Origin of the sequence: Prevotella sp. 885 (genome assembly GCF_002265625.1) — a bacterium.
In the GTDB taxonomy this organism is placed as follows: Bacteria; Bacteroidota; Bacteroidia; order Bacteroidales; family Bacteroidaceae; genus Prevotella.
In genome coordinates this window covers 1-19,082 of record NZ_NOVE01000045.1, presented here as the reverse complement: position 1 = coordinate 19,082, position 19,082 = coordinate 1, and the positions used below count along the sequence as shown (strand labels likewise).

Here is a 19,082-nt window from a genome sequence, read left to right as displayed (position 1 = left end):
TGTTTAATGTTTGATATTTAATTGTTTGGCTTTGCTTGTAAATCCAGTGGCAAAAGCCAAACATTAAATATCAAACATTAATTTAAGTTGTTGTTAAATGTATTGTTTTCTTAATTATCAGTCAGCGTCCTCCACGCGTCCCGGATAAGCTTCCAGAGCCTTGCGCAGCACGATGAGTGAGCGCTCGAGGTCTTCCTTCTTGAGGACGTATGCGATGCGGACCTGATTGCGTCCGGCTCCCGGGGTGGTGTAGAAACCGGCGGCAGGAGCCATCATGACGGTCTCGCCTTCGTACGAGAATTCTTCCAGACACCAACGGCAGAATTTCTCCGAGTCGTCCACGGGAAGTTTTGCCACGGTGTAGAAGGCTCCCATTGGTATGGGCGAATAGACACCTGGTATGCGGTTAAGACCGTCGATAAGACATTTGCGTCGTTCCACATACTCCTCATACACGTCACGGTAATAATCCTCCGGTGCGTCAAGTGACGCTTCTGCTACAATCTGGCCGAGGAGTGGGGGAGAGAGACGTGCCTGACAGAGCTTCATTACTGCGGCGCGTACTTCCGGATTCTTCGATATCAAGGCACCGATGCGGATGCCACACTCGCTGTAGCGTTTCGATACGGAGTCGATAAGGATGACGTTCTGCTCTATGCCTTCAAGGTGACAAGCCGAGATGTACGGCGAGCCGGTGTAGATATACTCTCTGTATACCTCATCGGAGAAGAGATAGAGATCGTATTTCTTCACGAGATCGCGAATCTGGTTCATCTCACGGCGTGTGTAGAGATAGCCGGTAGGGTTGTTGGGGTTGCAGATAAGGATGGCACGTGTGTGCTCATTAATCAGCTCCTCAAACTTCTCCACCTTAGGCAGCGAGAATCCTTCCTCTATGGTGGTTGCAATGGTGCGTATCTTTGCTCCGGCAGAGACGGCAAACGCCATGTAGTTGGCGTATGCCGGTTCCGGGATTATAATCTCGTCGCCAGGGTTCAGACATGACATGAAAGCGAAAAGCACAGCTTCCGAACCGCCAGCCGTGATGATGATGTCATCTGCGCTAACGTTGATGTTGAATCGTTTGTAGTAATTCGTCAGTTTCTCTCTGTATGAGAGATAGCCTTGTGATGGCGAATACTCAAGGACAGAACGGTCGATGTGTTTCAGAGCGTCCAGTCCCACTTGCGGTGTCGGCAGGTCAGGCTGACCAATGTTCAGGTGATACACCTTTACACCGCGTTTCTTTGCGTCTAACGCTAAGGGAGCCAATTTCCTGATTGGCGATTCGGGCATTTCAAGTCCGCGTACTGATATTTCTGGCATGTTAAGTGTTTTCTTGTTATTGATTTGTTTGTCGGATTGTCACTGAATAATGCAAAGATACTACAAATAGTAATAAGTGCAAAATTTTAGACTACTCTGTTTTTAGTCTTTTTTCTTTCCGAGAGACTTTATCCAGCTGATTGGCTTCTTCAGAATCTGTGTGATGGCGCTTGTCTGCTTCACGGCTGGCACGTTGGATGTCTGCTGCTTTGTCTGCTCCGTCTTTGCAGAATTCTGTCTGCCTTCGCCATTGCGATTGTTTCTGCCAGATGGACGACGCTGCTTGCGACGCTGACCGTCCGTCTGCGGCTTGTTGTCTTGGCGATCGGCTTGTGGCTTGTTCTGACGCTCAGTCTGCTGTTTGCTTTGGCGCTTCTCGTCCTGCTGTTTCTGTCCGTCACCCTGAGGTCTTTCCTTGCGTCTGTTTTGCTGCGGCTTCTTGTTTGTAGCCTCGTTGTTGCCATTCTCTGCAGTTACGTCTTTCTTCTGACGCGGTCCTCTTGAACGCTTCTTGCGTGGCTTCTGCTCAGCGTTTTCAGGGTTGGTGTTATCCTGCGCTTTTGTTTCGTTATTGGCGCTTGTGGCAGCAGCGTCCTTATCTGTAGGAGCGTTCTTGCCATCAGTCTTGTTCTGATTGTCGGTTGCGTTGCGCTTTTTTCCGCGTCCTCTTCCGTTGCCGCCACGTCCTCTTCCGTTGCTCTCACCGTTGCCGCCGCGTCTTTGCTTGCCGCTGCGTCCGTTGGAACGTGCTGCGTTATAGTCAGGAGCCTCGCCGAGACCTTCAGGCAGCTGGTTCTTTTCCACCTCTCTGCCGAGGAATTTCTCAATCTGCTTGAAGCTGCTGATTTCGTCTTCAGCCACGAAGGTTATTGCTACGCCGTCGCGCTGCGCTCTTGCCGTACGTCCGATACGATGAACATAGTCCTCCGGATCGTGCGGAACGTCGAAGTTGATGACCATGGCAATGTCGTCAATGTCGATGCCGCGTGCCACAATGTCCGTAGCCACGAGCACGTCTATCTGACCCGTCTTGAATTTATAGAGAATCTCGTCACGCTCAGCCTGCTCCAAGTCGGAGTGCATCTCGCCTGAGTTGATCTTCATCTGCTGCAGAGTACGGTTGATGGCTTTCACCTTCTGCTTCTTTCCAGAGAAGATAATCACACGGTTGAGGTCGCCTTTTCTGAAAAGGTCCTTAATGATGCCGATCTTCTGTGTTTCGTAGCAGACATAAGCGCTCTGCTTGATTTTCTCTGCAGGACGGCTGACGGCAATCTTTACCTCCACCGGATTCTTGAGCAGGGTCTTTGCCAGTTCTTCTATCTTCTCCGGCATAGTGGCGGAGAACATGATGGTCTGGCAGTCGGCGGGCAGCTTGCTTGCTATCATCTTGATGTCCTCAGAGAAGCCCATGTCCAGCATGCGGTCAGCCTCGTCAAGTACGAAGAAGCTTACCTTGCTGAGGTCGGCGCTACCGAGCGAAATATGACTGATGAGTCGTCCCGGTGTTGCGATAACCACATCGGCTCCCATTTGGAAGCTCTTCAGCTCCTGATCATAGCGGTTGCCGTCGTTGCCACCATACACAGCCACGCTGCTTACACCTGAGAGATAATAGCCGAAGCCCTGCATGGCTTGGTCAATCTGCTGTGCCAGTTCTCGTGTCGGGCTCATAATCACGCAGTTGATGGCATCCTTCGGATATCCTCCGTCGTCCAGCTTCGAGAGGATAGGAAGGAGATAAGCAGCTGTCTTTCCCGTTCCGGTCTGTGCTACACCGAGGAGGTCGCGTCCCTCAAGTATTGGGGGAATACACTTTTCTTGAATAGGTGTGCATTTGTCGAAACGCATATCATATAGTGCGTCAAGCACATGGTCGTTGAGTTCTGTTTCGTCGAAATACATTACTTGTAATGTTTAATTGAATAATGTTTAAAGTTTATGTGGCGGAATGGCACATAGAGTGCCTTTCCGCACTTAGTTCGGTGCCTTTCTGTAGCAGAAGTATGCCACTACAGCAAAAATCATATTAGGCACCCATGCTGCGAGCATTGGTGGAGCTCCGGCGTTGATGGCGAATGTCGCAGATACTGTTTGTAGCATGATGTAGCCGAAACTTAGCGCCAGACCTATTCCCAGATACATACCCATGCCGCCTTTCCTCTTGCGCGAAGACAGTGACAAGCCAATGGTTGTCAGGATGAACGAGGCGAAGGACGAGGCTATGCGCTTGTGATACTCCACCTGATACTGCACTACGTTGCCGTTTCCTCGGTCAATCTGCTTCGATATATATTCCTTCAGCTCCGGCGAGGTGAATGTCTCTTGCTGACCTTTTGAGTAGACGAGGTCAGTCGGCTCCATCTGTATCAGCGTGTCGCGCTTTGCTCCGCTGGTGATGTGCTCTTTTAGTCCGTGCAGTTCTCGAATCTTCCAGTTGGTCAGTGTCCAATGATACTTCGAGTCGGAGATGGTGTCGTACTGTGCTTCCATTGCCGTCATGTGACTGACGAGCTTCTTGTTCTCAAACTTGTCCAGCGAGAATCCGAATCCACGCTTCATGTTGTTGTCGTAATGCTGTATGTAGGCTATCGTACCTCGGTCTACTTGCAGCATTACGTTGTCCGCACTGGTGTTCTTCTTCTTGTTCTTATACATCGACTCGAAGTTCTGCCTTACCACTGTTCCGTGCGGAATGACGTAGGCAGAGAGAAAGAACGACAGAGTGGATATCAGCACGCACGATATCATGTATGGTCTCATGAGTCGCTTAAAGGACACGCCTGCTGCCAGCATCGATATAATCTCCGAGTTGGATGCCAGCTTTGACGTGAAGAAAATCACGGCAATGAAGACAAAGAGCGGGCTGAAGAGATTGGCGAAGTAAGGTACAAAGTTGGCGTAATAGTCGAATACGATGGCTTTGAGAGGCGCATGGTATTGGCTGAACTTCGCAAGGTTCTCGTTAACGTCGAAGACGATGGAGATACTGATAATCAGCAATATGGAATAGATGTACGTACCGATGAACTTACGTATGATATACCAGTCGAGAATCTTTATGTATCTCAGCGGGTTAAGGACGTTCAATACCCTAAGGAAGGCAAGCTTGCGTGCAGTCCATGCCATTGCCTTCCTTAGTGTCCTTGTATGCGATTCCCACCATCGTGCGACGTGGAGCAGGTGGCGAAAGCGTCTGATGTTCTTTCTTTTCATCTTACTGTTTTTTCCTAAATCCTTCTTCCGAGATTGTCAATAACGCTGCGTTTCCACTGTACGAAGTCGCCTTGTTCGATGTGGGTGCGTGCGTCTGTGACGAGTCGTAGGTAGAAGGCGAGGTTATGTATGCTCGCTATCTGCATAGCCAGAAGTTCCTGCGCCTTGAAGAGGTGGTGGAGGTACGCCTTGGTGTGGATGCGGTCGATGTCGCATCCGTCGGGATCGATAGGAGAGAAGTCCTGCTCCCACTTCTTGTTGCGCATGTTCATGGTGCCATTGTAGGTGAAGAGCATGGCGTTGCGTCCGTTACGTGTAGGCATAACGCAGTCGAACATGTCCACTCCGCGCTCTATAGCCTCGAGAATGTTCTGTGGTGTTCCCACTCCCATAAGATATCTGGGCTTGTCTTTCGGGAGAATCTCGTTCACCACCTCAATCATCTCGTACATCACCTCCGTCGGTTCGCCTACAGCCAATCCTCCGATGGCATTGCCATCGGCTCCCTTGTCTGCCACGAACTTTGCAGCCTCTCTTCTCAGGTCCTTGTATTTACATCCCTGCACGATGGGGAAGAGGCTCTGACGGTGTCCGTAAAGCGGTTCGGTCTCGTCGAATCGCTTAATGCAGCGGTCGAGCCAGCGCTGTGTGAGGGCAAGGCTCTTCTTGGCATACTCGTAGTCGCTCTCTCCAGGAGGGCACTCGTCGAATGCCATCATGATGTCGGCGCCGATGATGCGTTCCGTGTCCATGACGTTCTCAGGAGTGAAGATATGCTTTGATCCGTCAATGTGTGAGCGAAACTCGCATCCTTCCTCACGAAGCTTGCGGATACCTGTAAGCGAGAATACCTGGAAACCACCCGAATCGGTAAGGATAGGACGGTCCCATGTATTGAACTTATGCAGGCCTCCTGCTTTGCGTATAGTGTCGAGTCCGGGTCTCAGGTAGAGGTGATAAGTGTTGCCGAGGATAATCTGGGCTTTCACCTGCTCGCGCAACTCCTGAAAATGTACGCCCTTTACAGAGCCTACCGTTCCCACGGGCATAAAGATAGGTGTCTTTATCTGTCCGTGGTCGGTCGTTATTATACCGGTGCGAGCGTCTGAGGCACTGTCTGTATGTTGGAGTTCGAATGTCATTTTCTGCTTTTCTTGTCTCTTTTTTTACTTAATTCTTTTCTTCTTCCTTGATGCTGAGGTCGATGGGATTGTCCACCTTCTCGTCTGTGAGGGCGAACTTCCATACGTCCTGTACGTTCTCAACGTAGTGGAACTCTACGCCCTTGCGGTAAATCTCAGGGATTTCTTCTATGTCCTTGCGGTTGTCCTGGCACATCACGATGTCTGTGATGCCGGCGCGCTTGGCTGCAAGAATCTTTTCCTTTATTCCGCCTACTGGCAGAACCTTGCCGCGCAGAGTTATCTCTCCCGTCATCGCTGTGTTTTTGCGAACCTTACGCTGGGTTAGAGCCGAAGCTATGGAGGTGGCGATAGTGATACCTGCAGAAGGGCCGTCCTTTGGTGTGGCACCTTCCGGCACGTGTATGTGGATGTTCCAGTTGTTGAAGATACGATAGTCCACGCCGAGAGAGTCGATGTGAGCCTTTACGTATTCGAGGGCTATTACCGCCGACTCCTTCATCACGTCACCGAGGTTTCCGGTCAGCGTCAGCTTGCCAGCCTTGCCCTTGCTCAGCGAAGTTTCGATGAAGAGAATCTCTCCACCTACGCTTGTCCAAGCCAAACCTGTCACTACACCAGCATAATCGTTGCCCTGATAGATGTCGCGATAGAATGGCGGTTTGCCGAGCAGGTCCTCTATCTCGTTTGGAGTGATCTTCTCATAGGGGAGCACGTCGTCGAGAGCCTTCTTGTATGCGAGCTTGCGCAGAGCCTTGTTCACCTGCTTCTCGAGCTGTCTTACACCGCTCTCTCTCGTGTACTGCTCTATTATCTTCTCAATGGCAGCCTTGGTGAATGTCGGCTTGTCCTCCTTGGCTGTAAGGCCGCAGTTGTCAATCTCACGCGGGATGAGATGGCGCTTGGCTATCTCTATCTTCTCCTCGGTGATGTATCCGCTCACCTCTATAAGCTCCATACGGTCGAGCAATGGACGCGGTATTGAGCCGAGATCGTTGGCTGTGGCAATGAAGAGCACCTTAGAGAGGTCGAAGTCCACGTCGAGGTAGTTGTCGTGGAAGGCGTTGTTCTGCTCAGGGTCGAGCACCTCAAGCAGAGCCGACGATGGGTCGCCATTGATGGTGTTCTGCGTCACCTTGTCAATCTCGTCAAGAATGAATACGGGATTAGCCGAACCTGCCTTCTGTATGTTCTTTATTATACGTCCCGGCATGGCACCCACGTATGTACGGCGGTGTCCGCGAATCTCCGACTCGTCGTGCAGACCACCCAATGACATGCGCACATACTTGCGCTTCATTGCCGCTGCGATGCTCTTTCCGAGGCTGGTCTTGCCCACTCCCGGAGGGCCGTAGAGGCAGATGATTGGCGACTTGAGGTCGCCTCTCAGCTTCAATACAGCCATATATTCGAGGATGCGCTCCTTCACCTTCTCCATGCCGTAGTGGTCATGGTTAAGTATGCGCTGTGCACGCTTGAGGTCGAGGTTGTCCTTGGTATATTCTCCCCAAGGAAGGTTTGTCATTGTCTGGAGATAGTTATACTGTATGCTGTACTCCGGGCTTTGCGGATTAAACATATCCAGCTTGTCAAGCTCCTTTCTGAATATCTTGTCCACCTCTTCCGGCCAAGCCTTGCTCTTAGCCTTCTCCTCAAGGTCCTTGCGTTCTGGCGAACCTTCGCCTCCGCCAAGTTCCTCCTTAATGTTCTTGATCTGCTGTTGCAGGAAGTATTCGCGCTGCTGCTCGTCGAGATCCTCGCGTGTCTTTGAGCGAATGTTCTGCTTCAGTTCCAGTAGCTGCATTTCCTTATGCAGCACGCGGAGCGTCTGGATGACACGTTCCTTGATGCTTCCAGTAGAGATAAGCAGTTCTTTGTCCTCGATGCTGAACGGAAGGTTGGTGCAGACAAAGTCAACGGCTATAACATTATTAGATATATTGTTAAGCGCAAACTGCGATTCGTCAGGCAGGTCCTCGTTCATGCGGATATAGTTGAGCGTTGTGGAGCGCATATCCTCCATGGCTGTGGCAAACTCCTTGTCGTTTTCCTTCGGCACGTCCTCCATCGCCGGGCACACTTCGCCGAGCATAAAAGGCATTGTGCGTGTGATGCTCTTCAGACGGCATCTGCCGAGGCCCTGTATGATGGCTGTGAGATTATTGCCAGGACCAGGCATTTCCAGCACCTTCACGAGCTTGGCATAAACGCCATATTCGAAAAGGTCCTTGCCTTCCGGATTCTCCACTTCCTGGTCTTTCTGGCAGAATACGGCAAATGCCGCATCGTTATGTTTGCGCAGCTTGTCCAGCAAGTTGAGGCTTTGCTTGCGTCCTATGATGACGGGTGAGATAACACCAGGGAATATAGCAATGTTACGGGTTGCAAGAATAGGAAGCTCCCCGTCTATATTAACATTAAAGAGGTTTGTCACGTCGCCTTCGTAGTCGGCAATCATTTGAATGGATGTGCTACTTCTTTTGTTCATATCTTGTCTGTATGTCTTGAGGTTGGCAAGCTGAATGCGTTTGCCATCCGCCTATTAAGCCTACAAAATTACTCATTCTATTGCACAAAATAGCCTGTATTTTCTCTTTTTTGCTTTTTTGTTACTTTTTTATTTGTTTTTTTAAGATATATAGGTAAAAAGACGTAATTTTGCAAATACACCACTTCTTACTTCAAGCATCTAATTTACATCATAATATATATAGTATGAAACTAAAGCAAATCTTATGTTCGCTGCTTTGTCTCGCTGCTACTTCAGGTGCTGTGGCACAGGACGCCGTACAGGCGGAGACTGAAGAGCAGAAGGACAAGCGTATGGAATGGTTCGATCATGCCAAGTTGGGCATCTTCGTACATTGGGGTATCTATGCCGTAAACGGCGTATCAGAGAGTTGGTCGTTCCACAACAAATATCTGCCCTATGAGCAGTATATGTCGCAGTGCTCAGGCTTCACCGCAAGCAAATACGACCCCAAGGCTTGGCTCGATCTTATCAAGGAGAGCGGTGCACGTTATACTGTCATCACTACGAAGCATCACGACGGTGTGGCGTTGTGGAACACGAAGTACAGCGACCTTAACACCGTGAAGGCTACGGCTGCCAAGCGCGACCTTCTTACTCCCTTCGTTAAGGAAGTGCGCAAGCACGGTCTGAAGCTCGGACTCTATTATTCGCTCATTGATTGGTCTCATCCCGACTATCCCAACTTCACTCGTACAGAGACACGTTACGACGTGAAGGACGATCCTGCACGTTGGCAGAAGTTCCTCAAGTTCGACTTCGACCAGCTTGGCGAGCTTAACGCATACAAGCCCGATCTCTACTGGTTTGACGGCGACTGGGAGCAGTCGGCTGAGACATGGAATGCCAAGGGAATGTCTGAATTCCTCCGCAAGGCTAACAAGAACGTCATCATCAACTCACGCATACAGGGCTACGGCGATTATGCCACTCCTGAGCAGGGGGTGCCCGTGGTACGTCCCGAAGACAAGCATTGGGAGCTTTGCATGACCATGAACGACTCTTGGGGATATCAGCATGCCGACACCAACTATAAGTCGCCCTACATTCTTCTGCGTACCTTCGTTGACTGTCTGTCTATGGGTGGCAATATGCTTCTCGACATCGGTCCTAAGGAGGACGGCACCATTCCTGAGGAGCAGGTAGCCATACTGAAGGAGTTCGGACGCTGGACAAAGAAGCATAAGGAAGCCATCTACGACACACGTGCTGGCATTCCGGGCGAGCATTTCCAGGGTTACTCCACACTCAACAAGGCTGGTGACATCCTTTATCTCTACCTTCCCTACAAGCCCAACGGTCCCATCGAAGTGAAGGGTCTTATGAATAAGGTAAACCGTGTGTGGGTTGTCGGCGACGGCGAGATTATCAGCTCGAAGGTTTTCAACAAGAACTACTGGAGCGAGGTGCCGGGCAACTTGTATATCAACGTACCCGAACGCTCACTCGACCCGATGATCACGGTTGTGGCTGTGCTTCTTGACGGCCCCATCAAGCTGTATCGCGGTGCAGGAAAGGTGATAGAGAGCAACTAATCTGATAAATTCAAAATCAGTAAATAATAAAGATGAGATACTTTTCTGTTCTTATTTCCCTGATGGTCTCGCTCTCCGTTATGGCTGCTCCCAAGTCCAATCATAAGGAGTTTGCAGCGAAGGGCAACACCACTATTAAGGTGTTCGACAAGACCAATGTGCATTACGATCCTACAAAGATTGCCGGATTTAATGAGGCTGATGCTGACGGCATAATCCGCCTTGTCAACGGACGCATCATCCTTAAGAAGATTCAGGTGCCCCATTATGAGCGCAATGTTAAGGTATACATAAAGACCACCATCGCTTCCAACGGCGACAGATGGGACAAGACAGGCTCATGCTTTGTGCTTCCGCGCAAGTCTGCCATCAACCTCATGACCATAGCTGAAGGCAAGAACAAGTTTCCTGCCGTCGACTCTCTGAAGCTTGAGAAGCTCGTAGGCGTGGTGGCTGGCAAGGACTATCTTCCCACCGTCGAGCTGATGCGATTTATGACACCTTTTGGTGTTGGCTTCTACAGTAACAAAAACGACACGCTCTCCTCTAAGCGCCGTCCAGTCTACATCCCGAAATGGGAGAAGTGCGTGCAGTGGCAGCAGGACATCACCGACCTCTATCCGCTTCTTGAGGATGAGGCTTACGTCGGTGTCTTTATTGACACATGGACAGAGCAGGGCTATCTCGCAAGCATGGAACTACAGTTCAATGAGAGCACCATCTCTTGCGACCGCATGCAGCGTCGTCAGGTAATGCCGCTCCTCAACACCGTCTACTACATCGGTCAGGAATATCCCGACATCTTCGCACGCAAGCCCATCACCACCGACTTCGTTCTTCCTAAGGGAGCACGCAACGTTCGTCTGAAGTATATCGTTACAGGACATGGAGGTCATGATGGTGGCGACGAGTTTGTGCAGAAGGAGAACATCCTTTCTGTAGACGGCAAGGAAGTGAAGCGCTTCATCCCTTGGCGTGACGACTGCGCCTCGTTCCGCCGTTTCAATCCTGCTACGGGTGTTTGGCTTGAGAAGCGCGTAGCTTCATACATCGGTGAGAATGGCTATACGGAGAAAGAGGTGGAAGAGCCGGTCGCTTCTTCCGACTTCTCACGCTCCAACTGGTGTCCCGGCACTGACGTCGTTCCTGAAGAAGTGGAGCTCGGCGACCTCAAGGCTGGCCGCCATACCTTCACTGTTGACATCCCGAAAGCCCAGCCGATAAACGGCAACGAGATGAACCATTGGCTCGTGTCGGCATATCTGGTTTGGAACGAGTAAGCAATGTTTGCATTTTGTTATAATTAATTTAATGTGAAGCTGCTGGACACATACTGACTATTTGATCATTAATCAAATAGTCAGTATGCGTTCAGCGGCTTTTAATATAAATGTGATAGTAGATTAAAACTAAATAAGTATGAGAAAAACATTTTTGACTTTTGTGCTTACATTACTCGCTGGAGTATTGTTCGCACAGCAACCTGCAAGAGTTGCTGTTGCTGAGGGCACTTTGGAAGGCATCAACGAGTCTGGCATCAAGACATTCAAGGGCGTACCCTTTGCAGCACCTCCTATAGGCGACCTACGCTGGAAGGCGCCTCAGCCAGTGGAGAAATGGCATGGCGTGCGCCAAGCCAAGGAGTTCGGTCCCAACCCTATGCAGGAGAATATCTTCGGCGACATGAACTTCGGTACGAAGAAGATGAGCGAAGACTGTCTGTATCTTAATATCTGGACTCCTGCAAAGACAATGGACGAGCACCTGCCGGTTCTTATCTATTTTAATGGTGGCGGACTGATGGCTGGCAGTGGCAGCGAACCTCGCTATGCCGGTGACGCCATGGCTCGTAAGGGCATTATCTCCATAACAGCCAACTATCGTGAGGGCATCTTCGGCTTCTTCGCTCATCCGCAGCTCTCTAAGGAGACCACATACAAAGGCTCAGGCAATTATGGCTTCCTCGATCAGGTGGTTGCCATTAAATGGGTAAAGGACAACATTGCTGCGTTCGGTGGCGACCCCAATCGCATCACCATCGTAGGCGAGTCGGCTGGCTCGATGTCGGTAAGCGCACTTATGGCTTCGCCTTTATGCCAAGGACTGTTCGCTCAGGCAATGGGATCAAGCGGTTCGGTGGTAGGAATGAAGAAGGTTTCTACGCTTAAAGAAGCTGAGGCTAAGGGCTTGCAATTGACTAAAAAGATTGGCTGTAAGGACATCAAGGACCTGCGTGCTATGTCTGCTGAAGAACTTATGAAGAAAGCCAATGTGAAAAGTGTTCCTATATATAATGTAGACGGTTACTTCTGGACCAAGCAGCCTTACGATGTGTTCGCAAATGGCGAACAGACTAAGGTGCCTTTGCTCATCGGTGGCAACAATCAGGAGATGAACGCGATGGCTGTTCTCTACGGAAAGGCTCCCACAGTGGAGAACTTGAAGAATGCGGTTAAAGCCACTTTTGGCGACGCTACTGACGAACTCTTCAAGCTTTATGGCCTCAACACCGATGCAGACGTGATGGGACAGCCGGGCAACGAGCTCGCTGGCGACCTCTTCCTTGATTACTCTACATGGAAGTGGGGCAACATGCACAAGCTCACTGGTGGTCAGCCCGTTTATCGCTACCGCTATTGCCATCCGCGTCCTGATATGGTGTTGAAGGATAAGGTGGCTGGTCTTGCCGGTGGAGTTCAGGAAAAGACTTCTAACACTCCTGCTGCTCCGCGTGCTCTCGGTGCTGTCCACTCAGCCGACATTGAGTATGCTATGGGCACACTGCCTACCAACCGCGTATACGACTGGCAGCCTGAAGACTACGTCGTGTCTGACATCTTCAGCAATTACTACGTAAACTTCGTAAAGACCGGTAATCCCAATGGTCTTGGTCTTGTTGACTGGCCCACCACCAACGGCAAAGCCATCGCTCCGGTTCTACAGATTGACGTTAACACATTCGTAAAGGAAAACCCGAACATGGAGAAGCGTTACGAGATACTGGATGGTTTGTTCTGGAAGTAAACATTTGTTTAATTCTCGTATAATTTCTTGCAAAAGTTTGATTATTCTGATTTAATGCTGTATCTTTGTATAAGATGGGCTGCATCTCAGCATAATATTCAAGCAAGCTTGATATTCTGCATTCGATTTGCACTATCTTTGCCTAACGCTATAATACAATTAGTTATGAGACAATCAGAAGAACGATATATCAGTTTGTTGACCGATTTCGGCTTTAAGCGAATCTTCGGCACAGACCCAAATAAGGAGTTGCTTGTCAACTTCCTTAACTCCCTCTTCGATGGTGAGGAGGTGATAAAGGACGTGAAGTATCTCAATAGCGAGAATGTGGGCGATGTTTATACAGAGCGCAAGGCCATATTCGATGTCTATTGTGAGAACGAGAAAGGCGAGAAATTTATTGTGGAGATGCAGAATGCCTACCAGACATACTTTAAAGACCGGTCGTTGTTCTACTCGACATTCCCTATCAGAGAGCAGGCTCCTAAAGGTTCCGACTGGAATTTCTGTCTGAAGAAGGTTTATGTTGTTGCTTTGCTCAATTACAGAATGAGCGATGAGGCTTTCGACAGTTCGGATACAATCCACACAATAGCCTTGATGGATACGAAGACCAACAAGGTTTTTAATGCCAAGCTGATGTTTAAGTATGTTGAGGTTGGTAGATTTGACAAGACAGACGATGAACTAATATCATTGTCTGATAAATGGATGTATGTGCTTAAGAATCTGTCACGCCTCGACAATCGCCCGTCGTCTCTACGTGAAAAGATATTCACCAAGCTATTTGATGCTGCGGCTATAGCCCGCTTCACACCTATGGAGTTGCGTGAATATGAGGACAGCCTCAAGGCTTATCGCGACATTAAGAATTCCTTGGACACGGCAAAAGAGGAGGGTCGTGCAGAAGGCCGTGAGGAAGGCCGTGCAGAAGGTATTGCTATGGTTGTAAAAAACATGCATGCAAAAGGAATGGATATTGACGTTATTGCATCTATTACTGGTTTGAATAAAGATGAAGTAGAAAGCCTTTGTCTATAGTAGAGTAGATAAGCAATAATATCGCTTTTCTCATAAAAACAACAATACGGATTTATCAGAGCTGGAATGCCTGATAAATCCGTATTTTCTTTTATTGTTATTTGTTGCAGGTGTTCTGCGAGTTGTCATTTCCTTACTTCACCTCGAACTTTCCGTTCTGGTCAACGACGTAGGTCTTGCCTGTTCCGCCCACTCTTACGCTGATGCTGAAGAGGGTGGAGGTGGCTTCGATGTTCACGTTGCTGCCCTTCGGCATAGTGGCGAGGTCTGAGTCGGTGACACCGAGGAGAGCCGTCGAGCTGGTGAAGGCACCCTGCTTCTCACGGTTGTCGAGCTGGGCGTAGAACATTGCCCACAGCAGCTTGTATGCTTCCATGTTGTATGGGCAGCGGAACTCTTCTGTTTCTCCGCCTACGTTCTTGTCAGAGAACTGCAGGAAGCCCCACTGGTTAGGAGCGTGCATGTTTATCTCTCCGGTCGGAGTCCATACCCAGTTTTCTTCCGGTCCGCCCTTCTTCAGCCATTCCACGCGTGAGAAGTTCAGTCGCCAGATGTTGCCTGCAACCAACGGATTGGTGAAGTTGCGTGTTATGGCCTTATGTGGGATGGCCATCTCCACGGTCCATGAGCGGTCCTTGTCCTTCTCCTTGTTCAGCGTGCCGTCGTGCGATACGGCGAGCTTCAGTCCCGGGCAGTCCCATTGAACGTAGAAGTTGCCGCCAGAGCGGTAGGCACGGTCAAGCATAAGGTCGAACACCACGCCGCGTGCGTTGTTCTCAATCTCGAAATAGTTCTGTCCGTCGCCCGTCGGGTCGATAAACACCTCGAAGTCGTTTTCGTGATAGATGATGGTGTCACGCTGTGTGAAGTGTCCCACGATGTTTGGCTCCTCCATAACGGCAGCTACGTAGAGATAGTCGTTGTCCCACATCATGCGAGCCTTTGTGTCGTAGATGGGCTTGGGGAATCCCTCTCCGCTGATGTCTACGAACGACTCCGTGTCGGCAGCCTTGCTCCATGAATGCTCTTTCAGCTTGCCGTCTATCTTTATTTTCTCCGTAGTGCGGTAGCACACGTAGTTGCGTGGTGTTGACAGACGCTGTGCGTATTTCTTAAGCAGTCCGTCCTGTGCGAAAGCCGCTGCTGTTGAGGAAGCGGCAATCAATGTAGCGATTAAGAATTTTTTGTTCATTATGTTTTAGTTAGAATATTCCATTGAATCTGGCGTAGTTCTTGTCTTTTGTCACTCCCATAATCAGGAACCAGTCAATGATGGTCCATATTCCGCAACCTCCGCATGTTATCAGCTTCAGCACGCCCATCATGGTGTCGCCTACGAAGAAGCGGTCGATGCCGAATTGTCCGAGGAAGATGGATATGAGAAGAACAATTGTCGGGTCTTTTGACTGTGCCAAACGTATGGATGCCTCAGAATAGACCATATTCTGAAGCTGTGTGTGCATGCTGTGCAGCGCATAGTCGGGGAATCTTCCACCGTACATGGCAATCAGTTGGCTTGCTTGGTCTTTTTCCATATTTTTTTATTTTTACATGTTTATGTTAGTTTCTTATATGTCCAGGATGTTCCTTATGACAAACCATATACAGAACGTAATGATGTATAGCCATACGGCTGTCTTTCCCTCGAATATCTCCGTCATGCGGTCCTTAATCCGTGACTGCGGCAGATAGTAAGCCGTCACCACGCACATGGCATAGGGTAGGGCATAGACGAGGTAGTAGTTGTATGCCAAAGCTTCCCTCACCTTACCGTTGGTCAATGCGTGGATAAACCGCTGTATGCCGCAGGCTGGGCAGCTCAGTCCGGTAATGAGCTTCACCGGGCATTTCGGCCAAAACCAATAAGCAGTCGGACTGAAGCGATAGAGTATCAGTCCGACTGCCAAAGCTAATGCGAGAAAGGCATATTTACTATTTCGCACTTGAAAAAATAAAGCTTCCCGCAAATATGAAATAAAAGATGTCAACAACAGCTCCGGCAATTATGCCATGATGCTCCATTTCTTAGCTTGGATGGCAGAATACATAGCTTTGTTATACATACCAGCCATATAATAGCTGTTTACCTTTGATGCTGTGATGATTGCGTATATGCCAATCGGAAGACAGAAGCATACAGTGCAAAGGATTGCCATCACCATGTTGTTGTTTGGTTTTGGCATCTGAGAGTTGTTGTCTTGTGACTGTGTGGTTTGGTTGATTTGTTCCATAAGGTCTAAGGAGTGGATCAGAAGGTTTCATCGTGGCATGGGCTGATCCTTTACGCCATGCCACGGCAGTTGGTATAATTGTTTTATGTGGGTGTCAGCTTTTATTTCTCCAGCAGGTCAGGGCGCAGCGTCTTTGTGCGTTCCATTGCCTGCTCCATTTCCCAGTTCTTTATCTTCGCCTCGTTGCCGCTAAGCAGAATCTCAGGAACCTTCCATCCCTTATAGTCGGCAGGGCGAGTATAGATGGGGGCTGAGAGCATGTCGTCCTGGAAGCAGTCGCTCAGTGCGCTCTGCTCGTCGCCAATCACTCCCGGCACTATGCGTACGATGGCGTCTGCCATGATGGCAGCAGCCAGCTCGCCGCCCGTAAGCACATAGTCGCCGATGCTTATCTCGCGGGTGATGAGATGGTCGCGCACTCTCTGGTCGATGCCTTTGTAGTGCCCGCAGAGGATGATGATGTTCTCCTTCATTGAGAGGTCGTTGGCGATGTGCTGGTCAAACTTCTCTCCGTCAGGCGACGTGAATATCACCTCGTCGTAGTGGCGTTCGGCTTTTAGCGCCGATATGCAGCGGTCTATAGGCTCACACTGCATCACCATGCCGGCGAAACCTCCATAGGGATAGTCGTCCACCCTGCGCCACTTGTTCGTCGAGTAGTCGCGCAGGTTATGGAGGTGTATTTCTGCCAAGCCCTTCTTCTGGGCTCGTGCCAATATCGATTCGTTTACGAAGCCCTCAAGCATTTCGGGCAGTACGGTAATGATGTCTATTCTCATACGTGCAAATTTACATATTTATGTTCGAATAGACAAGATAAGTAGCGTCAAATGTTAATATAAATGTATAACTTTGCATCATATTATTAACATATAAAAATTTAAATATAATAATGAGAAAGATTTTGACATTCCTCTGCCTGTTCTTTTTTATGTTGCAGGCTGGTGCGCAGGCACGCAAGACCGTCGCTATTCTTGGCGACTCGTATTCCACTTATCAGGGCTTCATCCCGTCCGGTCAGGCTTGCTGGTATAAGATACCGGCAAAGACGAATATGACGGATGTGTGTGATGTGGAGCAGACTTGGTGGTGGCAGGTGATAAAGGAAGGCGGCTACAAGTTGGGCAAGAACGAGTCGTACTCCGGCGCCACTATCTGCAACACCGGATACAGCGGCAACGACTATACTGACCGTTCCTTCGTGACGCGCTGCACCCGTCTGGGCAATCCTGACATCATCCTTATCTGTGGCGGCACCAACGACTCGTGGGCTGGTGTCAAGATGGGCGAATACAAGTATGCGGGTTGGACCAAGGCAGACCTCTATAAATTCCGTCCGGCTATGGCGAAGATGTTGTCCGACATCCGCCATCATTATCCCAACGTGGACGTCTACTTCATTCTCAATTCCGAGCTGAAGGAGGAGATAAACACTTCCGTGGATGAGGTGTGTGCCCATTACGGCGTGCCCGTCATCAAGCTCGTCAACATCGACAAGAAGAGCAGCCATCCTTCCATCAAGGGCATGCGTAGCTTCGCTGACCAGGTGCTGAAGGTGATAAAGAAGTAACGGGCGGGATGGAGAGCAGATGCTTATCGCTCCTCGTCCACTCCAAGTCCGAACAGCGCGAAGTCGCCCTTTAGCGGGTCGTCGGGGAATATCTCCAGCATGGCGTCTGTCAGTCGTCGTGCCGTTCCCATCGACGCTGTGCGACTTTTCAGCAGTCCCATGCGCAGCGACTCCTGCACGACGTGCGTGTCGAGGGGCATGATGAGCGTGCGGCGGTCCATGATGTCAGACCACAGACCGAGGTCAACGGGCGAACCGTCGCGCACCATCCATCTCAGAAACATGCATATACGCTTGCATGCCGACTTGGCGTTCTTGGGTATGATGGCGTTAGCCTCATGCTCTGCAAAGTACGCGCAAATGGCCTCCACCGCTTCAATGCCGGTGGAGGCATTTTTGTTTACGTACGCCTTCAGCGATCCGTGCTCGCTGATAAGGCTTGCGAGAGTGCAGAATGTGGTGTGCATGTCATGGAAGGTGTAAAGGCGATAGAAGCAGTCTGTGGTGTCTGGAAGCGCTTTCTCCCATCTGCCTGAGCCTATCCATTCATACGGATTGCCCTCAGAGGCGTCCAACAAATACTGTATCTTGCCGAAAAACTGCTTGCGTGATCCGTAGCTGAGGCATGAGGCAATGAAAGCCATTGTCTCCTGATTGGCGTCTCCGCTGACTTTGTGCATGAACTGGCTGGGGTCGGAAGCGAGAAAGGCTTCCGTCTCATACTTGTCTGCCAAAAACTTTATGTGGTCTGTTGTTGTTTTATCCATAACTGATGTGATTTTAATATTGTGGAACGGGGTGATGGTTATTATCGAAAAACTTGATGAAATGTGGTTCGGTTAAGAGCAAAAAAAAAGCGATAACCTTCACAGGCGACCGCTTCAAATCTTCAATAGGTATTAGTCTTTCTTTAAGGTAAAAAGATTGTTTTCAGGATAACTGATGCAAAGTTATCGTTTTTTTTATTACTGACAAACTTTTTCTTGATTTATTTTAAGAAATTCTTGATTTTTTTCTTCGTGTTCCCACACATTTTAAATTAATTATTGACAAATTTATGTAAACGTTTGCGGATTTTTTTTGTTTTTGAAGACTGGAAGTTTACCATAATCGTTGTTTTACTATAAAAATGTGTCATAAAGTAATTTTTCTGTATAAAAATGTGACGAAATAAAATATTTTTCGTACTTTTGCGGTCGTAAAAGAATTTAAAGGCGGCAGAGGCGCTTCTGTTGCGCATTTTAAGAACCCTCTAAGGTAGGGTGTTCAAAATCGCTTTAAAATCCTGCGCATTTTTTACCTATAGTATTGATGCGCTTGACCACCAAATTTGGAGAAAGGTTTTCATCCGTCCATTCCTTAATGTGACGGTGTCTTCCTTCCTCCAATCTTTGTTTAAAATTGAAATTAACTCGTCTGTCCTTATCTGCCAAATTAAGGCGAAGCGGCATCATCAGAATTATAGGA

The 19,082-nt window shown here is 49.2% G+C and carries 17 protein-coding genes; 5 read left to right on the top strand and 12 right to left on the bottom strand.

Going from position 1 to position 19,082, the window contains the following annotated elements; all coding sequences use genetic code 11:
• Window positions 1-117 precede the first annotated feature (117 nt).
• The 5 genes from CHL74_RS11860 to lon all read right to left on the bottom strand — a co-directional run bounded on the left by CHL74_RS11860 (window position 118) and on the right by lon (window position 8,172).
• Window positions 118-1,326, bottom strand: a complete 1,209-nt coding sequence (locus tag CHL74_RS11860) for a pyridoxal phosphate-dependent aminotransferase (protein ID WP_094881383.1) — start codon at window positions 1,324-1,326, stop codon at window positions 118-120.
• A 102-nt stretch (window positions 1,327-1,428) separates the two neighbouring features.
• On the bottom strand, window positions 1,429-3,231 hold the full coding sequence (locus CHL74_RS11855; protein ID WP_094881382.1) for a DEAD/DEAH box helicase: 1,803 nt from the start codon (window positions 3,229-3,231) through the stop codon (window positions 1,429-1,431).
• A 72-nt stretch (window positions 3,232-3,303) separates the two neighbouring features.
• Window positions 3,304-4,542, bottom strand: coding sequence for an LptF/LptG family permease (locus CHL74_RS11850; RefSeq protein WP_094881380.1), 1,239 nt, complete (start codon window positions 4,540-4,542; stop codon window positions 3,304-3,306).
• Between the two features lie 14 nt (window positions 4,543-4,556).
• Window positions 4,557-5,684: a tRNA guanosine(34) transglycosylase Tgt gene (gene tgt, locus CHL74_RS11845; RefSeq protein ID WP_094881379.1), complete on the bottom strand. Its 1,128-nt coding sequence runs from the start codon at window positions 5,682-5,684 to the stop codon at window positions 4,557-4,559.
• A 28-nt stretch (window positions 5,685-5,712) separates the two neighbouring features.
• Window positions 5,713-8,172 carry an endopeptidase La gene (gene lon / locus CHL74_RS11840; RefSeq protein WP_094881378.1) on the bottom strand — a complete coding sequence of 820 codons (2,460 nt, stop codon included), beginning with the start codon at window positions 8,170-8,172 and terminating at the stop codon, window positions 5,713-5,715.
• Window positions 8,173-8,399: 227 nt separating this feature from the next.
• Here lon and CHL74_RS11835 point away from each other — a divergent pair, with 227 nt between their 5' ends.
• From CHL74_RS11835 to CHL74_RS11820, 4 genes are all read left to right on the top strand, one after another.
• Window positions 8,400-9,749 carry an alpha-L-fucosidase gene (locus CHL74_RS11835; RefSeq protein ID WP_094881376.1) on the top strand — a complete coding sequence of 450 codons (1,350 nt, stop codon included), beginning with the start codon at window positions 8,400-8,402 and terminating at the stop codon, window positions 9,747-9,749.
• Window positions 9,750-9,781: 32 nt separating this feature from the next.
• On the top strand, window positions 9,782-11,029 hold the full coding sequence (locus tag CHL74_RS11830) for a PNGase F N-terminal domain-containing protein (protein WP_176452248.1): 1,248 nt from the start codon (window positions 9,782-9,784) through the stop codon (window positions 11,027-11,029).
• Between the two features lie 139 nt (window positions 11,030-11,168).
• The gene (locus tag CHL74_RS11825; protein ID WP_094881375.1) at window positions 11,169-12,773 is read left to right on the top strand and encodes a carboxylesterase/lipase family protein; all 1,605 of its coding nucleotides are present in this window, start codon (window positions 11,169-11,171) and stop codon (window positions 12,771-12,773) included.
• A gap of 165 nt (window positions 12,774-12,938) precedes the next feature.
• A complete protein-coding gene (locus CHL74_RS11820) occupies window positions 12,939-13,814 on the top strand; it encodes an Rpn family recombination-promoting nuclease/putative transposase (RefSeq protein ID WP_094881374.1) in 876 nt (291 codons plus the stop codon).
• 133 nt (window positions 13,815-13,947) lie between these two features.
• Here the strand turns inward: CHL74_RS11820 and CHL74_RS11815 are convergent, their stop codons facing one another.
• From CHL74_RS11815 to trmD, 5 genes are all read right to left on the bottom strand, one after another.
• Entirely contained in the window at window positions 13,948-15,006 is a 1,059-nt protein-coding gene (locus CHL74_RS11815) for a carbohydrate-binding family 9-like protein (RefSeq protein WP_094881372.1), read from the bottom strand.
• A gap of 10 nt (window positions 15,007-15,016) precedes the next feature.
• Window positions 15,017-15,349 carry a TM2 domain-containing protein gene (locus CHL74_RS11810; RefSeq protein ID WP_094881370.1) on the bottom strand — a complete coding sequence of 111 codons (333 nt, stop codon included), beginning with the start codon at window positions 15,347-15,349 and terminating at the stop codon, window positions 15,017-15,019.
• 33 nt (window positions 15,350-15,382) lie between these two features.
• Entirely contained in the window at window positions 15,383-15,721 is a 339-nt protein-coding gene (locus CHL74_RS11805) for a DUF2752 domain-containing protein (protein WP_254923292.1), read from the bottom strand.
• Window positions 15,722-15,817: 96 nt separating this feature from the next.
• On the bottom strand, window positions 15,818-16,045 hold the full coding sequence (locus tag CHL74_RS11800) for a CD225/dispanin family protein (protein ID WP_254923291.1): 228 nt from the start codon (window positions 16,043-16,045) through the stop codon (window positions 15,818-15,820).
• Between the two features lie 101 nt (window positions 16,046-16,146).
• On the bottom strand, window positions 16,147-16,824 hold the full coding sequence (trmD, locus tag CHL74_RS11795) for a tRNA (guanosine(37)-N1)-methyltransferase TrmD (RefSeq protein ID WP_094881366.1): 678 nt from the start codon (window positions 16,822-16,824) through the stop codon (window positions 16,147-16,149).
• A gap of 113 nt (window positions 16,825-16,937) precedes the next feature.
• Between trmD and CHL74_RS11790 the strand changes: the two genes are divergently transcribed.
• Window positions 16,938-17,615, top strand: a complete 678-nt coding sequence (locus tag CHL74_RS11790; protein ID WP_094881365.1) for an SGNH/GDSL hydrolase family protein — start codon at window positions 16,938-16,940, stop codon at window positions 17,613-17,615.
• 23 nt (window positions 17,616-17,638) lie between these two features.
• On the opposite strand, the gene CHL74_RS11785 is transcribed toward CHL74_RS11790, so the two are convergent.
• A complete protein-coding gene (locus CHL74_RS11785) occupies window positions 17,639-18,382 on the bottom strand; it encodes a TIGR02757 family protein (RefSeq protein WP_094881364.1) in 744 nt (247 codons plus the stop codon).
• Window positions 18,383-18,892: 510 nt separating this feature from the next.
• On the bottom strand, window positions 18,893-19,082 hold a 190-nt coding region (locus CHL74_RS16010; protein ID WP_217901456.1), incomplete at its 5' end, for a hypothetical protein.

What these genes read in the sequence shown, in the direction of transcription:
- CHL74_RS11810 (WP_094881370.1), bottom strand. Translation starts at nt 15,349, where the DNA reads ATGGAAAAAGACCAAGCAAGCCAACTGATTGCCATGTACGGTGGAAGA.
- CHL74_RS11825 (WP_094881375.1), top strand. Translation starts at nt 11,169, where the DNA reads ATGAGAAAAACATTTTTGACTTTTGTGCTTACATTACTCGCTGGAGTA.
- CHL74_RS11820 (WP_094881374.1), top strand. Translation starts at nt 12,939, where the DNA reads ATGAGACAATCAGAAGAACGATATATCAGTTTGTTGACCGATTTCGGC.
- CHL74_RS11855 (WP_094881382.1), bottom strand. Translation starts at nt 3,231, where the DNA reads ATGTATTTCGACGAAACAGAACTCAACGACCATGTGCTTGACGCACTA.
- CHL74_RS11790 (WP_094881365.1), top strand. Translation starts at nt 16,938, where the DNA reads ATGAGAAAGATTTTGACATTCCTCTGCCTGTTCTTTTTTATGTTGCAG.
- lon (WP_094881378.1), bottom strand. Translation starts at nt 8,172, where the DNA reads ATGAACAAAAGAAGTAGCACATCCATTCAAATGATTGCCGACTACGAA.
- CHL74_RS11785 (WP_094881364.1), bottom strand. Translation starts at nt 18,382, where the DNA reads ATGGATAAAACAACAACAGACCACATAAAGTTTTTGGCAGACAAGTAT.
- CHL74_RS11815 (WP_094881372.1), bottom strand. Translation starts at nt 15,006, where the DNA reads ATGAACAAAAAATTCTTAATCGCTACATTGATTGCCGCTTCCTCAACA.
- tgt (WP_094881379.1), bottom strand. Translation starts at nt 5,684, where the DNA reads ATGACATTCGAACTCCAACATACAGACAGTGCCTCAGACGCTCGCACC.
- CHL74_RS11860 (WP_094881383.1), bottom strand. Translation starts at nt 1,326, where the DNA reads ATGCCAGAAATATCAGTACGCGGACTTGAAATGCCCGAATCGCCAATC.
- CHL74_RS11835 (WP_094881376.1), top strand. Translation starts at nt 8,400, where the DNA reads ATGAAACTAAAGCAAATCTTATGTTCGCTGCTTTGTCTCGCTGCTACT.
- trmD (WP_094881366.1), bottom strand. Translation starts at nt 16,824, where the DNA reads ATGAGAATAGACATCATTACCGTACTGCCCGAAATGCTTGAGGGCTTC.
- CHL74_RS11830 (WP_176452248.1), top strand. Translation starts at nt 9,782, where the DNA reads ATGAGATACTTTTCTGTTCTTATTTCCCTGATGGTCTCGCTCTCCGTT.
- CHL74_RS11850 (WP_094881380.1), bottom strand. Translation starts at nt 4,542, where the DNA reads ATGAAAAGAAAGAACATCAGACGCTTTCGCCACCTGCTCCACGTCGCA.
- CHL74_RS11800 (WP_254923291.1), bottom strand. Translation starts at nt 16,045, where the DNA reads ATGGAACAAATCAACCAAACCACACAGTCACAAGACAACAACTCTCAG.